General features: G+C 56.4%; 14 protein-coding genes. 11 read left to right on the top strand and 3 right to left on the bottom strand.

Features of this window, described 5'->3' with window-relative positions; all coding sequences use genetic code 11:
- Positions 1–58 precede the first annotated feature (58 nt).
- From ACFSAG_RS10120 to ACFSAG_RS10110, 3 genes are all read left to right on the top strand, one after another.
- Entirely contained in the window at positions 59–1,375 is a 1,317-nt protein-coding gene (locus ACFSAG_RS10120) for an MFS transporter (protein ID WP_381514520.1), read from the top strand.
- A gap of 135 nt (positions 1,376–1,510) precedes the next feature.
- On the top strand, positions 1,511–2,668 hold the full coding sequence (locus ACFSAG_RS10115; protein WP_381514276.1) for a glycoside hydrolase family 68 protein: 1,158 nt from the start codon (positions 1,511–1,513) through the stop codon (positions 2,666–2,668).
- 2 nt (positions 2,669–2,670) lie between these two features.
- Complete coding sequence (locus ACFSAG_RS10110) at positions 2,671–3,540, top strand: ROK family protein (protein WP_381514273.1); 870 nt, start codon at positions 2,671–2,673, stop codon at positions 3,538–3,540.
- Here the strand turns inward: ACFSAG_RS10110 and ACFSAG_RS10105 are convergent.
- Complete coding sequence (locus ACFSAG_RS10105; protein ID WP_381514270.1) at positions 3,524–4,576, bottom strand: LacI family DNA-binding transcriptional regulator; 1,053 nt, start codon at positions 4,574–4,576, stop codon at positions 3,524–3,526. The two genes, ACFSAG_RS10110 and ACFSAG_RS10105, sit on opposite strands and share 17 nt — an antisense overlap.
- Before the next feature lie 159 nt (positions 4,577–4,735).
- Between ACFSAG_RS10105 and ACFSAG_RS10100 the strand changes: the two genes are divergently transcribed.
- Positions 4,736–7,204: a TonB-dependent siderophore receptor gene (locus ACFSAG_RS10100; RefSeq protein ID WP_381514267.1), complete on the top strand. Its 2,469-nt coding sequence runs from the start codon at positions 4,736–4,738 to the stop codon at positions 7,202–7,204.
- Between the two features lie 102 nt (positions 7,205–7,306).
- On the opposite strand, the gene ACFSAG_RS10095 is transcribed toward ACFSAG_RS10100, so the two are convergent.
- The gene (locus ACFSAG_RS10095) at positions 7,307–8,839 is read right to left on the bottom strand and encodes a tryptophan halogenase family protein (protein WP_381514264.1); all 1,533 of its coding nucleotides are present in this window, start codon (positions 8,837–8,839) and stop codon (positions 7,307–7,309) included.
- Positions 8,840–9,131: 292 nt separating this feature from the next.
- On the opposite strand from ACFSAG_RS10095, the gene ACFSAG_RS10090 reads away from it, so the two are divergent.
- Both ACFSAG_RS10090 and ACFSAG_RS10085 read left to right on the top strand, forming a co-directional pair.
- Positions 9,132–11,171, top strand: a complete 2,040-nt coding sequence (locus ACFSAG_RS10090) for a glycoside hydrolase family 97 protein (protein ID WP_381514261.1) — start codon at positions 9,132–9,134, stop codon at positions 11,169–11,171.
- 94 nt (positions 11,172–11,265) lie between these two features.
- Entirely contained in the window at positions 11,266–12,042 is a 777-nt protein-coding gene (locus ACFSAG_RS10085; protein ID WP_381514259.1) for a DUF2569 domain-containing protein, read from the top strand.
- Here ACFSAG_RS10085 and ACFSAG_RS10080 read toward each other — a convergent pair.
- Complete coding sequence (locus tag ACFSAG_RS10080; RefSeq protein WP_381514256.1) at positions 12,008–13,270, bottom strand: O-antigen ligase family protein; 1,263 nt, start codon at positions 13,268–13,270, stop codon at positions 12,008–12,010. The two genes, ACFSAG_RS10085 and ACFSAG_RS10080, sit on opposite strands and share 35 nt — an antisense overlap.
- 112 nt (positions 13,271–13,382) lie before the next feature.
- Here ACFSAG_RS10080 and ACFSAG_RS10075 point away from each other — a divergent pair, with 112 nt between their 5' ends.
- The 5 genes from ACFSAG_RS10075 to ACFSAG_RS10055 all read left to right on the top strand — a co-directional run bounded on the left by ACFSAG_RS10075 (position 13,383) and on the right by ACFSAG_RS10055 (position 17,759).
- The gene (locus tag ACFSAG_RS10075; protein ID WP_381514252.1) at positions 13,383–14,426 is read left to right on the top strand and encodes a phosphatase PAP2 family protein; all 1,044 of its coding nucleotides are present in this window, start codon (positions 13,383–13,385) and stop codon (positions 14,424–14,426) included.
- 381 nt (positions 14,427–14,807) lie between these two features.
- Complete coding sequence (locus ACFSAG_RS10070) at positions 14,808–15,002, top strand: Flp family type IVb pilin (RefSeq protein WP_381514249.1); 195 nt, start codon at positions 14,808–14,810, stop codon at positions 15,000–15,002.
- 76 nt (positions 15,003–15,078) lie between these two features.
- Positions 15,079–16,023: a Flp pilus assembly protein CpaB gene (gene cpaB, locus ACFSAG_RS10065; protein ID WP_381514246.1), complete on the top strand. Its 945-nt coding sequence runs from the start codon at positions 15,079–15,081 to the stop codon at positions 16,021–16,023.
- Positions 16,024–16,027: 4 nt separating this feature from the next.
- The gene (locus tag ACFSAG_RS10060; RefSeq protein ID WP_381514243.1) at positions 16,028–17,482 is read left to right on the top strand and encodes a type II and III secretion system protein family protein; all 1,455 of its coding nucleotides are present in this window, start codon (positions 16,028–16,030) and stop codon (positions 17,480–17,482) included.
- Positions 17,472–17,759 (top strand): hypothetical protein, encoded by a 288-nt coding sequence (locus ACFSAG_RS10055; RefSeq protein ID WP_374614588.1) that lies wholly within the window; start codon positions 17,472–17,474, stop codon positions 17,757–17,759. The genes ACFSAG_RS10060 and ACFSAG_RS10055 overlap by 11 nt, the downstream gene beginning before the upstream one ends.
- Position 17,760 lies beyond the last annotated feature (1 nt).

Genomic DNA, 17,760 nt, shown 5'->3' with positions numbered 1-17,760 from the left:
TGCAATCGTTTGCATGAATGCGTAGCTTGGGCATGAGGGAGAACAAGCCGTGACGACCATGCCCAAACCGCACCTGTCGGTTTCGCAAATCCTGCAGATGAACCTCGGGTTCCTCGGGCTGCAATTCAGCTTTGGCCTGCAACAGGCCAACATGTCCCCCATCTGGGGTTATCTCGGTGCAGAAGAAGCCAATTTTGCATGGCTGGGAATCGCCGGGCCGCTGACGGGCCTGATCGTCCAGCCAATCATCGGATCGATGAGCGACCGCACCAGTTCGCGTTGGGGTCGGCGCACCCCCTATTTTCTGATCGGCGCGATCATGTGCTGCATCGGGCTGTTCTTCATGCCGCTTTCGGCAAGCATCCTGATGGCCTTCTCGCTGCTCTTCCTGCTTGATGTCGGCAACAATGTTACGATGGAACCATATCGCGCCTATGTGAATGACCGGCTCAACGCCAATCAGCGCAGTTTCGGTTTCCTGAGCCAAAGCGCTTTTACCGGCCTCGCCCAATGCCTGGCTTATTTAAGCCCAACCATCCTCGTGTTCCTGTTCGGGTTGAGCCGCGACGCTACATCCGCTGGCAATATCCCGACCTTCACTCTGGTTTCCTTCTGGATCGGCGCGGCGCTTTCGATTGGCACCATCCTCTGGTCGATCCTGCGCGTGCCCGAACTGCCGCTGTCCGAAGTGGAAAAAGAACGTATCGGCGCGATGCCCAAAACGATTGGCGCGACGCTGCGTGAAATCTGGGATGCGATGCGTGACATGCCAAATGCGATGCGTGCCATGGCGGTGATGAGCCTGTTCCAATGGTATGCGATGTCGGGCTATTGGGGCTATGTCACCAATTCGATCTCACGGTCGGTCTATGGCACCGCTGACGCCAGCACTGCAGCCTATCGCGAAGCCGTGCTGACCATCGGACAGGTCGGCGCATTCTTCAACCTCATCGCCTTTGTCTCGGCACTCGCCATGGCGCCAATCGCGCGCAAGGTTGGCGCCGGCCGGCTGCACGCGATGTGCCTGATGCTGGCGGGGATAGCCATGCTCGCCATGCCGCAAATCGGGGACAAGTCGCTGCTGTTTGTCGCAGCAATTGGCATCGGGCTTGGATGGGGCAGCATCATGGGCAACCCCTATATCATCCTTGCCGATACTATCCCGCCTGAGCGCACCGGCGTCTATATGGGCATTTTCAACATGTTCATCTGCGTTCCCATGCTGATCTTTGCCGGAACGATGACCTTTGCCTATGAACCGCTACTCGGCGGCGATGCGCGCAACGTCCTGATGGTATCGGGCATCTGCATGCTGCTGGCCGCGATTGCGGTTTACCGGATCAAGGAAGGCCGGGCGCAACCCGCCGTGGGTTAAAGGCGGCATTTCAGCCAATAGATCCGACAAAGGGTTTATTCCTTGGAAAGCCCTGACTTTTGAATTTATGCAATCGATTGTTGTAATTTGCGATATCGCCGGTTATGGGCCGGTGGAGTTACCGGGAGTGGATAGTTGCAAGTTTCTTTAACCAGCGTTTCAACATCGCATTGGCGCCCGGAGCATGTGGCGGCGATCGGTGATTTCCGCGCGCAAACCATTCCGCAGGCATCCAGCACCACTCCGCCAAAGCTATTTGAGGGGCTTTATCTGTGGGACATGTGGCCGCTGCAACAGGCCGATGGCCACACCGCCAGTTATCAGGGCTGGACGATCTGGTTCATCCTCTCCTCACCCGCCATTCCCGATCCTGACCTGCGACACGGCATGGCGCGCATCCGCCTTGTTGCCGAAAAAGATGGGCAATGGGTCGATTGCGGCAACGCGCTTCCTGATGGATTGAACCCGGGCAGCCGCGAATGGGCGGGGTCAGCCATCGTCGACGCAGACGGCGAAATGGTCACGCTATTCTACACCGTTGCGGGTTACCCCGGCGAAACCGAAACCACCTATGCGCAACGGCTTTTCCAGACCAGTGGCAAACTCGCATTTGCAGATGGCAAGGCACGCATCACCAACTGGTCGGCGCCCGAGGAATCGGTCGCGGCGGACGGTCGGGACTATATGATTGTCGACCAGAAAGAGGGCATTCCAGGCTTTATCAAGGGATTTCGCGATCCGGCCTTCTTCCGCGACCCGGCGAGCGGTCGCGATTATCTATTGTTCACAGGATCGCTAGCTGGATCGCAAAGCGCTTGGAATGGGTGCATCGGTATTGCCGAAGCGCAGGGCGAAGAGTTGAACGGATGGCAGCTTCTGCCACCGCTGGTTTCGGCCGATGGCCTGAACAACGAACAGGAACGACCGCATATCGTCGTCCGCGATGGCCTCTATTATCTTTTCTGGTCGACGCAGCGCAAGGTTTTCGAGCCATCGGCACCCAATGGACCCAATGGGCTCTATGCGATGGTCGCACCCAGCCTGTTCGGGCCATATGAACCGGTAAACGGCACAGGCCTTGTCGCGGCAAACCCCGATGCCGAACAGTTCCAGCATTATAGCTGGTGGGTGATGGACGATCTGCAGGTCGCCGGATTTGTCGATTTGGTCGGCGTAGGCAACCAGCCGGTTGTAGATGATCCGGCCTGGCGCCGTGCACATTTCGGTGGAGTTCCCGCTCCGCGATTCCGGATTGCGCTTGACGGCACTCGCGCTTGGGTAGACCAAGTCTGACCATGCCAAGCTATGGATTGATCGAGGCAGGCGGAACCAAGTTCGTTCTGGGTATCGCCAATGAAGACCGCATCATTACCGCCAGCCATCGGATAGCGACAACAACACCTGAAGAAACAATCGGCGCGTCGATTGACTGGTTCCGGTCCCAAAATGTCGAAATGTCCGCGATTGGCATCGGCTCCTTCGGCCCACTGCAACTCGACAGGTCTGCCTCCGACTGGGGCCATGTTACCCGAACACCAAAGCCGCATTGGTCGAACACCGATCTGGTTGGCCCATTCCAGCGGGCCTTCGGCTGCCCTGTTGCAATCGAGACCGATGTCAATGCCGCTGCCTTGGCAGAGGCGCAATGGGGCGCTGGTGCCGGGCACAAATCGCTGCTCTACCTCACCATCGGCACCGGCATTGGTGGAGGTTTCGTCAGTAATGGCCACCTGCTTCACGGATTGTCGCACCCCGAAATGGGGCATATCCGGATGCCGCGCCACCCCGATGATCTTGATTTTGCGGGCGCCTGCCCCTTCCATGGCGATTGCCTTGAAGGGCTGGCCAGCGGCCCGGCCATCATTGCACGCTGGGGGCAGTCGCTTTCCGAACTTGGGCCCGATCATCCCGGCATAGGGATTATCGCCTGGTATCTGGCGCAAGCTATGGTGACTTTCCAGGCGGTCATGGAGCCCGAACGTATCGTCCTTGGTGGCGGCGTAACGGGTACGCCCGGATTGCTCGATAAGGTGCGAAAAATAGCGAGTGATGCGGCGGCCAATTATTTCGCGGGAAAAGCTGAAGATGTAATCTGCGCCCCGGGCCTTGGTGACAAATCAGGGCTGCTCGGCGCACTGGCCGTCGCGCTCAGCTCGACATCCTGACGATCAGTTCGGGCTCCATCACCACCGACTGCGTATCTTCCCCGGCAATCCGGCGCAGTAGCATATCGACAAGGTGATGTGCGCCCTGCGTCAGATCCTGGCTGACGGTTGAGAGGCGCGGCACAGTCTGTTCGCCAATTGCGAGGCCATCATATCCGATGACATGGACATCACCCGGAACAGCAAGGCCAAATTCGGCCAGCGCACGCAGCGCGCTCATCGCGATGACGTCCGATGCAGCGACAATGCCTTGCGGACGTTCGCCGACCGAACCCAGATAATTAGCGATGTCCGGATGTGCTGCCTCTGCCACCAGATGGGCGGGTAAGACCGAGAGTTTTTCGGATAATCCCGCCTCGACCATTGCCTGCCGGCACCCTTCAAGACGCTGCCCGATTTCGAGCGCCTTGGGATCACCAAAAAATGCCAACCGGTTGCAGCCCCGTTCAATCAGGTGCTTCGCCGCAATGTAGCCGCCCTTGCGGTTATCAGAGCCGACCGAGCAATGCACCTGCCCCTCGGTATAACCACCCCAGACGACCAGTGGGCGATAGCGCGCCGCAACCTTGTCGAGTGTTTCAACTTGGTCTGACTGACCGATGACAATCAGACCATCGACACGTCCGGAGTCGACAAAACGTTCGAGCCAGCTTCCGTCGGTCGGGATTACGCGCGACAACAGCAGGTCGTAGCCTTTTTCGGTCAACCGGTCGGCGAGCAGGCCGAGCATGGTGATGAAAAAGGGATCCGAAATATGCTGGCCCTTTTCGTGGCCCAGAGGGATGAGAACGCCGATTGCCCCGGTCTTTTGGATACGCAAATTGCGCGCAAGGACATTGGGGCGGAAGCCATGCTCGTCGGCCAGCGCCTGGATTTTGGCGCGGGTTTTTTTGCTGATCAGTTCCGAACCGGCAAGCGCACGCGACACTGTGCCGGTGGATACACCAGCAAGCTCGGCAATGTCTTTGATAGTGCGGACCTTGACCATCGCGTTCGCATTTTCCTGTTGGTTTGCTTCATTGGCGGATAAATCCATAAGATTGCAAGATGAATCGTAAGAATTTTTGCACGGGAAACGCTTAATACAATCGATTGCATTTTTCTATTGCAATCGATTGTTATTGATGTATCGACGGGCTGCGATCGTAGGTGAAAAGTCTGCGGCGAATGGATAGGATTGTTACTGGGAGGTGTTATGCGCAAAGCATATCTAAGAACATTTGCATCTGCAGCGACGCTGGGTTTGGCTTTGGCCACCCCTGCCATGGCGCAGGACGGGGCTGCGACCTCGGAAGAAGAAGCGGCGGTAGATGAAATCATCGTGACCGGTGTCATTTCCTCCGCCGGCCAGAACAAGATCGATACCTCAATCTCGGTTTCGTCATTGGGCGCAGACGCAATTGCCGACAGCAATCCGACAAACCTCGCAGAAGTATTCCGCCAATTGCCCGGCATTCGTTCGGAAAGCTCTTCGGGCGGCGGCAACTCCAACATCAACGTTCGCGGTATTCCGATCTCGACCGGTGGCGCAAAGTTCCTGTCGATGCAGGAAGACGGCCTTCCGATCCTGTTGTTCGGTGACCACCTTTTCGCCCCTGCTGACGGTTTCTACAAATCCGATGCGACGCTCGCTCGTGTGGAATCGGTTCGCGGTGGCACGGCTTCGACGCTGACCACCAACGGCCCCGGCGGCATCATCAACCTGATTGGCAAGACCGGCAAAGACGGCGGCGGTTCGATCGCGCTCGGCTTGGGCGTCGATCACAAGGACTATCGCGTTGATGCCGAATATGGCGCCAACCTGGCCGATGATCTCTATTTCCACCTCGGCGGCCATTTCCAGCAAGGTGGCGATTATCGCGATTCCGGTTACAACCCGGTTTCGGGTGGCCAGATCCGTTTGAGCCTGACCAAGGAATTTGAATCGGGTTATGTGCGCTTCACCGGAAAGGTGATCGACAAAAAGGAACAGGCCTATTTCCCGCAACTGGTGTCGCGCAGCGGCAATGCAACCAGCGGCGTGGTTGGCACCCGTTTGGGCAATTTCGATGCCGCCAATCATAGCCTCTACAGCAACCTGACCCGCAATGGCCTTGCGGTGAATGGTCGCAACCAGCTGGAGCCTTATGACGTTGCAGACGGCCTGAACCACAAGGTGAAGTCCATCGGCGTCGAAACCAATTTCGATCTAGGCGGTGGTCTCAATCTTTCGTCGAAAACCCGCTATCAGGATATCTCTGGCGAGTTTCTGGGCTTCTTCACTTATGGCGCATTGAATGCCGCATCGCTTGCGGGTTCGACCTACTATAATGGCCCGCTTGCCGGTCAGGCAGTTACCGCTGGAAACCTGCCCAACGGCCTTGCGTCCGAAGTTGCTGTCTTCGACGTCAATCTGGATGATTTGAGCAATTTCGCGAATGACATCCGCTTGTCCAAATCGTTTGAAATCGGTGGTGAATCGACATTGGATGTGGCTGTTGGCCACTTCTTCATGAACCAGAATTTCAAGCAAGACTGGCATTGGACCCGCCTCGTCACGACCACGGAAAATGACGCAGCATTGATTGCTACGCCGGGCTCGATCAACGGCATTGCAGGCGTCAACCAGGCCTTTGGTTGGGACGGTTCAAACCGCAACTATGATCTGGAAGCGCAGGTCAGCTCGCCATTCGCCGCACTTGCATTGAAAACGGGTGACCTCAGCGTCGATGCCAGCGTCCGTTACGACAGCATGAGCCAGAACGGTATCCGTACCTCTGCATCGGGTGGTCCGTTCGATGTGAATGGCGACGGCGTGATCACCGGTACCGAAGCAACCGTCTCGCTGAACCGCGGCACTGTGGATGCACGCGCCGATTTGAAGGCTGATAACTTCGCCTGGTCACTGGGTGCAAACTATCTGATCAACGACAATTTCTCGGTCTTTGGTCGTGCATCGAGCGGCGCATCGTTCAACTTCGACCGTGCGCTCGATTTCGGCGTGCGCAACGCGAGCGGCGCATTGTTGGCTGGTGCCGAAGGTGCTTATGTCGACACGGTGAAGCAGTATGAAATCGGCTTCAAGGCGCAGGATCTGGCGCTTGGTGCAGGAAATCTCGATCTCTACGGAACCTTGTTCCTGTCGAAGACCGAGGAATCGAACATCACCATCACTCCGCCGACCGGCCAGATCCGGAAATATGACGCCAAGGGCCTTGAGCTTGAAGCCTATTACAAGAGCGGTGTCTTCAATCTCTACGCAACAGCCACCTATACCGATGCGGAAATCACCGATGCCCGCAATTCGGCAGGTGTCGTCAACGCCGCATTGGTTGGAAACCGGCCGCAGCGTCAGGCAAAGCTGATCTGGGCCGTAACGCCCAGCCTCGACTTTGACCAGTTCCGCGTCTCGGCAAGCTGGATCGGCACCGGCAGCAGCTTTGCCAATGATGCCAACACCCTGACCCAGAAGGGTTATTCGGTGGTGCATCTGACAGGCGCGGTCAACCTGACCGACAATCTGGAGTTCTCGCTCAACGTGAACAACCTGTTCGACAAGGCAGGGATCACCGAATCGGCGAATGACGGACGCGAGTCCCTGTTTGCCGGCGCGCCCAACACCATAACCATCGGTCGATCGATCCAGGGTCGTACAATGGCAGCGAATATCCGCTTCAAATTCTGATCGGATCGCAAAAACACAAAATGGCGTCCGCGTGCTGCGGGCGCCATTTTTTTGTCTGCTTAAGACTTAGCTCTATCGGGGGCTTGCGCCACGCCGGGCCGGTCAAAGTTTTTGCAGGGCCTCGAAATAGGCCAAGTTAGGCACGGTATCGCGCAGCACAAATTCGCGCAGCTTGGATCGCCGCTGTGCCAGTTCCTCCATCATCCGGCCGACATGGCCGTTCGGTGCGGAACCGGCAGAACCGTCCCCTTTCCAGCCCATACCATAAAGAACGAACTTGTAGTTCGTGGCCGAAAAGCACTGCGTCGTGCTGTTGAAATCATAGACGCTGGGCACAGCCGCGTTCCAGGATTTGAGATTGTCCTGCAAAGATTGCGGGATTGTCTTGGGATCGCAATTGTCACGCCAGAATGCCGTATCGCGACGGTTTGACAGGCAATAATGCATCTTCAGGAAATCGGCGATATTGTTGTAATGATTGTGCAATATCCGGTTGTAACTGCCTTGTGGCTGTGCGCCGGCAAGAAAGCGCGGCACGAATTCCAGCATCGCCCAATTGGCCATTTCGATGAGGTAAATGCCAGTGGATTCCAGTGGCTCGAGAAAACCGCTGGATAGCCCGATGGCGACACAATTGCCGCGCCATTGCTGGTCATGATAGCCGATACGCATCTTCAGCATGCGCGATTCCAGCGCATCGACAGGCTGGTTCACATAAGCAGCCAGTTCCGCTTTGGCAGCATCGTCATCGATATAGCGCGAGCTGTAGACATGGCCGACGCCGCGACGATCCTGTAGCGCAATATCCCATATCCATCCGGCACTTTGTGCGGTCGATTTGGTATAGCCGATCACATCGGCGAGGCTTTCATTTTCAACGCGGGTGACAACCGCCCGATCGACAAACAAAGTATCTGACAGGCTTTTGAAATCATTCTGCTCGTCCGAATTGATCAGCCTGGCGGCAAAACCAGTGCAGTCGATGAACAAATCGGCCTCTATCCGTTCACCATTGTCGAGATGGATCGCGCCAATATCCTCACCCTCGCGATCAATCTGCACCACCTTTTGCACTTTGTGCTGGGCACCCCTGCCCTTGCTCAATGTCTTCAAAAACTGCGCCAGCTTCCCCGCGTCGAGATGATAGGCATAAGCGAGCGCACCATCATAGGGCTTGTCGCGGAAGTTTTTGGGCGAATGGCCGCTGCGGGCAATCTCTGCCTGCACTGAAAATTGTTCAGCATAAGGCACACGTTCATCGGGCGCCAATTGCAGCCACTGCCAGGTTGCGTCCTGCCCTGCCACGGTGATCTGGTCACCAAAGGGGTGGAAATAGCTGTTGATGCCCTTCTCTCTGGGATCGTCGCGCCAGTTGATGAATTCGATCCCTTGCTTGAAGGTTGCACCGCACGTCTTCAGGAAAACATGTTCCTCAATCCCGCAGGCTGCGAGCGTTTGGCGAATGGAGGGAATGGTGGCCTCCCCCACGCCAACGGTGGGAATGTCTTCAGCTTCCACCACTGTAATGTCGACAGATCGGTTCAAAGTATGCGGGAGCTGATTTTGCAGGAATGCAGCCGACAGCCACCCTGCCGTGCCACCACCGACAATTACAATCCGTACACCCCTGTCCATTTAAATCCTACCTGTCCACAGGCCCATTTTGGGCTACGCGACTACAGCTAGATTCTGTTGAAAGATCAAGGCTTGAAGGTCCAATTTTGCACTTAAATCCAGCCTCCAAAATCGGCATTTTCAGAGGAAGATTGAGCAGCGACTTTCGACATACGAATTCCGCAATCCAAGCGCGGGGTTTCACATACGTATACCATCGCTGACCTGGTTGTGCGGCAGTGGCTTTCCGGCGATTAAAGGCACCAATCAATGAACAGGCCAACCGAATTGGCCAGGAGAGAGGAAACCCAGAATGCAGAAAACAGCAGCTCAGGCAGCCGTGATTGCTTTGCTTGCGCATGGCGCAGTACAAGCTGCCCCATTGGCTACCGCCAGCTCACCCGATGGTTCAATCACCGTCAATGTCGAGCTCGATGGTGATGGCCGGGCCAATTACAGCATCAGCCGCAAGGGCAAGCTGCTGATCGCGCCTTCCAAGCTGGGTTTCATCCTGACCGACAGCTACGACATGGTGCGCGGCTTCAAATTCGAAAGCGCGGAAAACAAGCCGACCGTCGATGAAAAATGGGAGCAGCCCTGGGGCGAGCGTCGTTTCGTGCGCAACCATTATAACGACCTGATCGTCCGTTTCCGCCAGCCGACCTATTTGAAGCGGGCGATGAATGTGCGTTTCCGCATTTTCGATAACGGTGTCGGCTTCCGTTATGAAATTCCCGAGCAGGAGAATCTCAAGACGATGAACATCGCCGATGAGATGACCGAATTTTCGATCGCCAGCCCCGGCACCGCCTGGTGGATCACGGGCGGTGAGTGGAACCGCTACGAACAAATCTACCAAAAGACACCGATCGATGCTGTGTCGACTGCACACACACCGATCACGATGCGGCTCGATGATGGCACGCACCTGTCTTTCCACGAAGCGGCGCTGGTCGACTATTCGGCATTCTGGTTCAAGCGCGGTGAGAAGCAGACCTTTCGCACCACGCTATCGCCCTCCTCAAAGGGACCGCGCGTAACCCGCGAAACCCCCTTTGCGACACCCTGGCGCGCGATCCGTATTGGCGATAGCGCGGCGAGCCTTGTTGAGAATGACCTTGAGCTCAACCTCAACGAGCCCAACAAGCTGGGCGATGTCAGCTGGTTCAAACCGCAAAAATATGTTGGCATCTGGTGGGGCATGATCTCCGGCAAGTGGAGCTGGGCCGAAGGGCCAAACCATGGCGCAACCACCGCACGCACCAAGGAGCATATCGATTTTGCTGCGAAGCACGGCTTTGGCGGCGTGCTCGTCGAAGGTTGGAACAAGGGCTGGAACGGCGAATGGTTCGGCCATGGCGACGAATTCAGCTTCACCGAGGCGGTGCCCGATTTCGACCTGGAAGAAGTCACCGATTATGCGCGCAAGAAAGGCGTAAAGCTGATCGGACATCATGAAACCGGTGGCAATATCGCGGTCTATGAGGCGCAGCTTGAAGACGCGATGAAGCTTTACGGCGAACTTGGCGTTGACATCGTCAAAACGGGCTATGTCGCCGATGCCGGCGGCATCATCGCGCCGGGCGACAATCCCGGCGAGGTGCGCAAGGAATGGCATGACGGCCAGCGCCAGGTGCAGCACCATCTGAAGGTCGTCGAGACGGCAGCCAAGTATAAGGTCGCGGTCAACCCGCACGAGCCAGTGAAGGATACCGGCCTGCGCCGCACCTATCCCAACTGGGTTGCGCGCGAAGGCGCACGCGGCATGGAATATAATGCATGGGGCCAGTTCGCGAACGGGCCGGAGCATGAGCCGACCTTGGTCTACACCCGCATGCTTTCGGGGCCTATGGATTTCACCCCGGGTGTGCTCTCGCTAACCAGCCCGACGGGCAATGCGTTGGCCTCAACCCGCGCGAAGCAGCTTGGCCTTTACCTTGCCATCTATTCGCCGATCCAGATGGCGGCCGACTTTATCGAAAACCTCGCCAAATATCCCAAGGAACTGGACTTCATCTCCAAGGTGCCAGCAGACTGGGCGGAATCGAAGCTGATTGCAGGCGCGGTGGGCGAATATGCGATTTTCGCACGCAAGGATCGCAACAGCGCCAATTGGTACACCGGCGGCGTCAACGATGCGACCGCGCGGACGGTCGATCTCGATCTCGACTTCCTCGAACCGGGTAAAAGCTATCGCGCGACCATTTACAAGGATGCGCTTGATGCAACTTACCTGACCGAGGCGCGGCACAATATCGCCTATGAGGCCAAGACGGTGAAAGCGGGTGACAAGTTGCAGGTCTGGCTCGCCCCGGGCGGCGGCTTTGCCGCGCGGCTGGAACCGGTGAAGTAAGCGCTGGCAAGTTTTTGTTAACTCTGTTCGTTTAGCCTTGTCCCTGCACCGCCCGAGGGCAATATAGCGGGGACAAGGCAATATGCAGGGTTGGATGAAGCAGTTAAGCGAACATCTCTACCGCAAGAGCGTTTGGGCCATTGCCACGCTGGAGCATGGTTTGGGGCGGCTGTTGCTGCTCTGGATCGGTGTAGCGGGCGCATTGAGCGCGCTGCGCATCGCTTTTGCCGCCACCCCGGTCGATACCGGCACCGCTTTCGCGCAAACGGCCCTGCCCTATATATTGGTGATCGGCGCCCCGGTTGCGGCTTATCTGATCGGCAATTCGCTTTTCCCGCGCGGCGCGCTTTACGAACAACCGCAGATCCGCCTTGCCCGTTATGGCAAGTGGCGCCAGGTCGATTGCCTCACCGCGCGCCAGCACAAGCTTTTTGGCCCCACCGGATTGATGGCATCGTTGGTAATCGGCATGATGCTCAACATCCCCGTGCGCAGCCTAGAATTCCTCGCCGCCGTCCCCGCGATGAACGGCCATGCGCCTTTATGGGGACAATTGCTATTCGCAGCGATGACGATGGACGTGGTGGTGATGAACTTCCTCTACATGATCGCCTTCATGATGGCGCTGCGCAACGTCCCCTGGTTCCCGCGCCTGCTGCTCGTAGTGTGGGGGGTGGACATCGTCTCCCAAGTCGGCATCGCGCATGTAGTGATCAGTGCACCCGGCCTCCCGACCCAGGTTGGCGAGGCGATGGGCGGATTGCTTGCGGGCAATGTGAAGAAGGTCTCCATCAGCGTGGCGATCTGGCTGCCCTACCTGCTTCTTTCGAAGCGGGTTAACCTGACCTATCGCGCGCGGGTTGCGGCCTGACCGGGGCAAACGCCAGCGCCGTGGCGACGGCCAGCATCATCAGCGGATAGTTGTAGTAAAGCGCTGCATCATACATCGCGAAGATACAGATCGTCGCAATCATCCCTAGTGCGGAAATGCGAACCAGCGAGCCAGTCTGCAATCTCGCGCGCCTGACTACCGGGAGTACCGCAACGGCCAATAACGCACTTCCGATGAAGCCTGTCGATATCAAGGATTGCAGTACGACATTATGTGGTTGCCTGTACCCACGAAAACTCGCGAACTGGATCAGCTGGAACTGGTCCAACCCCCAGCCAAATATGGGGCGCTCCAATATTTTGGGGATGGCTTCAAGCCACATGGCCACCCGACCGCTGGATACGTCGGCACCATCCCCGGTGGGTGGTGCAAAACGGATTATCCCGTAAGCCGGATTGGGAATGGGCAGAGCCAAGCTGACGAGCGCGGTCAGCGCCAATACCAATCCGCCACACAGCAAAATCGGCTTCCAATGTCGGGGTGCAAACAAGATCAACAATCCCAGCGCAACCACGATGGCGAAAATCGAACCGCGCGAACCAGTCCAAAAACCCAGCAGGCAGGCGATGAAGGCGAGCAGGAAAGGAAGCACATAGTTCTTGCTGAAAAAGCTTGTGGCCTTGTTTTCGGGAAGCGCAGCAAGCGCCATGAAAAAGCCTGCAACGACGAAAAAGCCGAGCCCGCGAACATTGGTAACGCCGGGCACGAGCACCACCCACCCTTCATCCTTGGGCAGGTAGAAGAACAACGAAACCGCCCACACGGCGCAATAGGCCGCAACCCCGCTTGCTATGCATTTCGCCAAAAATGCACGCTGGGCCTCGGAGAACCGTGACAACAGCTCAAATAGGAACAGCGTGAAAATAATGTGCACAAGGAATACGATAATCGCCATCGGTATCCGGCCCGGATCTTCGGCGCCCATGAACCAGGGAATCATGCACAGCGCAGCGAGCAGCGGCAACGCGAACTGCGTTATCTGCGGCAACCCGCGCCACGCGCTGGCAATCGACAGGCCATTCTGCATCCCTATGCATATGACGATCAATTGGATTAGCGTGGGCGTTAGCGAGAAACTACGGACGATATATCTGGAACGGGTCATGTCTGGCCCGAAATCCCATGGGACGATAGCCATCAACACCGGACAGGCGGCGATGGCGCAGATCAGGCCGATCTGTGACGCTGAAAGCCGATTTTGCTGCACTCTTCCCCCTGCAAGATCCCATTTGTCATTTAACCCCTAAAGCGCTCGTCTTACATTGGACTTAAAAGCTTTCCATTGTTTTTTCATATTTCTACCATATGCCTATCGAAGTATGGGTAAGAACAAACTTTTGGAAGCATTTGCCGCCGACAAGCGTATGCTCATGGTTGGCAGTATTTGTACCCTATTATTGGTCGCTCTGTTGGCGAGCCAAGGTATAAATGGTTTGAAACCCTCCAGCATTGCTTTGAACGGGCTGATGTATCTCGTGATGCTGATGTTTTTCATTGTTTGGAGGAACATCAGGCTCATCGTGATAGAGCGCCCAGATCAGCTTTTCCTCACCATCTGGCAGCGTGAAATGACCCAAGAAGGCAAGGAGCGCGTGGTACGCGCGATCCCCACCGTCGTCCTTCTCTTCACCTTCATGCCAGTCTTTTCCGCAATGAAGAGCGCCATACCACTATTTAACGAATTCCAATGGGACCAGACTTTCATCGAATGGGATCGCGCCCTATTCGGAATGGATGCGTGGCAGCTTTTGTATCCGATCCTGTTTTATCCCATTACCCTAGCCGCAATTGCCTTCCTCTATCATCTGTGGATTTTCCTGATTTATGCAGGAGGGTTATATTTCGCATTCAAGCTGGATCAGCCTGAAGTGCGGGAACGATATTTCATCAGCTATTTTTCGATATGGACCATAATCGGCGGACTGATGGCTATATACTTTTCTTCAGTTGGGCCATGTTTCGCTTATCCGCTTCTTGGAATTCCTGATTTTGAACCATTGATGGAAAAGTTGCGATCGGCAAACAATCACATCCCGATCATGGTGCTCGATGTTCAAGCAGAATTGGTTCGCTGGCAGTTACACGGTGAAAACGGCCTTGGACGTGGCATTACTGCTATGCCGTCAATGCATGTCAGCCTTGCGTTGCTTTTCTTCCTTGCAGTGAGACAAATATCAACCAAGGCTGGCTTGGTATTCGGATTGTTTTTTCTGATTATTTGCGTCGGATCCATCGTAACCGGCTATCATTATGCGGTTGACGGAATAGTTGCAGCGGCGGCGACTTATATTATTTGGGTGGCCGTCGGCGTTGCTCTGAAATTCAAATCCGGTGTTTCCGTTGGTAATGTGCAACCTGCATAGTTCGCGTATTCTAAGTAATACCCTTTACAAAAACGCAAGTTTAAGCAGGATTGAGAATGGATATAATTTTAGATATATATCTTTGGTAAATAGTTGTGATTCGGTGTTTTTTACATCCGATATTGTTGTAAATTTACCTCATGGTTAACAAAAAACTAAAATAAGTTACTGTTAAATTGATGTAAATTTTAGCGGTTGACCCTGCTTGCCCTTTGGTCGGAATGTAACCGCATCAAGGGTGGACCTAGCGAATGAGCCGGCGCGATGCTGGCAGATAATAAAACAGGGTCGCGACGGTTCAGACACTACCCCCCTTGGTATTCCTTAGGTCGGCACTAAGCCGGACAGGGAGACTCTCAAACTTTGAATAGGGGTAGTATTATGCGTAATTTTGTAACTTCGTTCCTTCGTGATGACAGCGGCGCTTCGGCCGCCGAATATGCTCTGATTCTGGCCATCATTGGCTCGGGTATTGCTCTTGCTGCAATCGCACTCGGCACTGCAATAAGCGGTGCAATCGATGAAGCAGGCGATTGCATTACAGCTCCCAACTCGACCACTTGCAAAACTTCGTAAGAGCGATCTTGGCTGGACGGTTACAATGACCGTCCAGCCTAATTCCTTATTAATCAAACATTAAAGCGGGGCAGCGATGGGAGTGAATAGAAATTGGATAATTATCGTAGTCGCTGCGATCCTTGGCGTTATTGCAGTAATAATCGCCAACAGCTATCTGTCAGGCGTTGAAGAGCGCCAAGTCACAGCCGCCGAGCAAAACCGCCTTGTCCAAATCGCCGTCGCCCGTACTCCAATGGAATATGGCACCGCGATTACCGCCGAGAATATCCGCATGGTCAGTTGGCCGGCAACTTCGGTGCCCGCTGGGGCGTTCCAATCCACCAAAGCGCTTCTCGGGGCTGATGTGCGCGTTGCGCTTCGCCCGATCGAGGCGGGTGAACCCATTCTTCCGGGAAAGATCACTGGCCCGGGCGGCCGCGCCAGCATTTCGGCGCTGATCGACCCCGATATGCGTGCCGTTGCGGTGCGCATCAGCGACGTTGCCGGTGTGGCCGGCTTCGTGCTTCCCAACGATACCGTCGACGTGCTGCTGACGCGCACACCCAAGACCGAATCCGAAGGCCAGGTCGATCCGATTACCGACGTGCTGATGCAGAATGTGCGCGTTCTCGCCATCGACCAGGGCGCGAATGAGAAGGACAATCAGCCAAAGTTGGGCAAGACCGCAACCTTGCTGGTCGATCAGCAGGGCGCACAGAAACTGGCGCTTGCTGGACAGGTCGGCACCTTGTCGCTTGCGCTGCGCAACGCAGAAAACCAGGATGTGTTCATGGCGCAGACTGTCGGCACACGGGATTTGGGCCAGGGCAGCGTTTCGCCCAGTTTCTACAACGCACCGCGCAGCAGCGGCCCGGCCATGGCTGCCAGTCCATATCCGATACCGGCGGCGCAGGCAGCAGCAAGTGGTGCAGCGCGCGGCGCAGTCGCACGGCCCAAGCCAAAGAACAGCGTGTCGGTGGAAATTGTCCGCGGCACAACCGCATCGTCCTATGACGTTTCGCGCTACAGGGGGTATTGAGCGCATGAAGAACAAAGCTTTCAAGATCGGCGTCGCGCTTGCGCTATCGCTGACGGTGGCCCCCGCGGCGCTCGCCCAGAATTATTACAGCACATCTGATGCGGGCCTGCATGCCGGGCAACTTGATGTGCCGTTGAACAAGAGCCAGGTCCTCACCGTCGATCGCCCCTTTGCCAAGGCGATGATCGGCAGCGAGGAAATCGCCGACATTATGCCGATCACCAACCGCTCGCTCTATGTGCTCGGCAAGAAAATGGGCACCACCAGCCTGACGGTTTATGACAATGCCAACAATGTCATCTCTGTCGTCGATGTCGCGGTTGGCCCCGATATTGTTTCGCTGCGTCGTCAGCTTTCAGAGCTGATCCCCGGTGAGCAGATTGGCGCCAAGATATCGAACGATTCCGTTGTTTTGACTGGTGTTGTTTCGAACGGCCCTGCAATCAACCGCGCGGTTGAACTCGCCAAGACATATGCTGGCGACAAAGTCGTCAACATGATGTCGGTCGGTGCCAGCCAGCAGGTGATGCTGGAGGTGCGCTTCTCCGAAATCTCGCGTCAGACAGGAAAGCAGATTGGCCTTTCGGGCTTTGGCTTTAGCGATGGCGGCACCTTTGGCGCGGCGATTGGTAATGGTGCGGGGCTGGTTCCCGATGCAACCAATGGCGGCGGTGTGCTGCGCCTCGATTCCATCACCGGCAGCTTCGGCGTTTTCCGCAAGGCATTTGATATTGCCGGGCTGAATATCGATGCGGTGCTGGATGCACTTGAGCGCAAGGGATTGGTCAAGACGCTGGCCAATCCGACGCTGGTGGCGCTTTCAGGTGAAACCGCATCTTTCCTTGCTGGTGGGGAATTCCCCGTACCTGTTGCACAAAGCAATGGCGGCGGTGGCGGCGGCGGTGGCAATGGCAACAACGGCGGTATCACCGTAGAGTTCAAGCCCTTCGGCGTCAGCCTTGCCTTCACACCCACCGTGCTTGCCGATGGCGTGATCAACCTGGCAGTCGAACCTGAAGTCAGCTCGATTGATCCGACCGCCTCGATCACCGTTAACGGCCTTGTGATCCCTGGCTTGCAAACGCGGCGCGCCAACACCGTGCTTGAACTGCGCGATGGCGAAAGCTTTGCCCTTGCCGGCCTGATCCGCAAGGATTTCCAGACGACAGTTCGGCAGGTGCCGTTGCTTGGGTCGATCCCGATCATTGGCTCGCTTTTCCGTTCGTCGGGCTTCCAAAAGGGTGAGACGGAGTTGGTGATCGTTGTCACCCCGCGCCTCGTCCAGCCAATCAAGGCGGGTGCGCCGGTCGCGTTGCCGACTGACCGTGTGCAAAACCCGCACGAGCTTGACCTGTTCCTGATGGGGCGCACCGACAAGGCGGTTGGCGTGAACCCGCTCGATCCCAATGCGCCGCCGCCCGAGGCCGCAAAAAAGGAAGGCGCCGATTATGACTATTGATCGCAAGGTCGTATTCGCTGGCGCCGCGCTATTGGCGCTTGCCGGCTGCACCCCCAATGATACCGGCATCGGCGATGCCGCCCGCGCCAACTATGCCGCGCAAATCGTCGATCCCGAACCGCAACATGCCGAGGCGATGACCGCCGATGGCAGCCAGGTGGCCGGTGCGCAGGATCGTTATCGCAAGGGTAACGTCAAGAAACCGGTGGGTGTGAAAACGACCAGCGGCGGCTCAGGCAGCGGTAGCGGCTCGGGTTCTTCCTCGGGCGGCAATTGAT

Source organism: Sphingorhabdus buctiana, assembly GCF_042680825.1.
Classification (GTDB): domain Bacteria; phylum Pseudomonadota; class Alphaproteobacteria; order Sphingomonadales; family Sphingomonadaceae; genus Sphingorhabdus_B; species Sphingorhabdus_B buctiana.
Note: the sequence above shows the minus strand (reverse complement) of the source record. Positions and strands in the feature narration are given on the sequence as shown.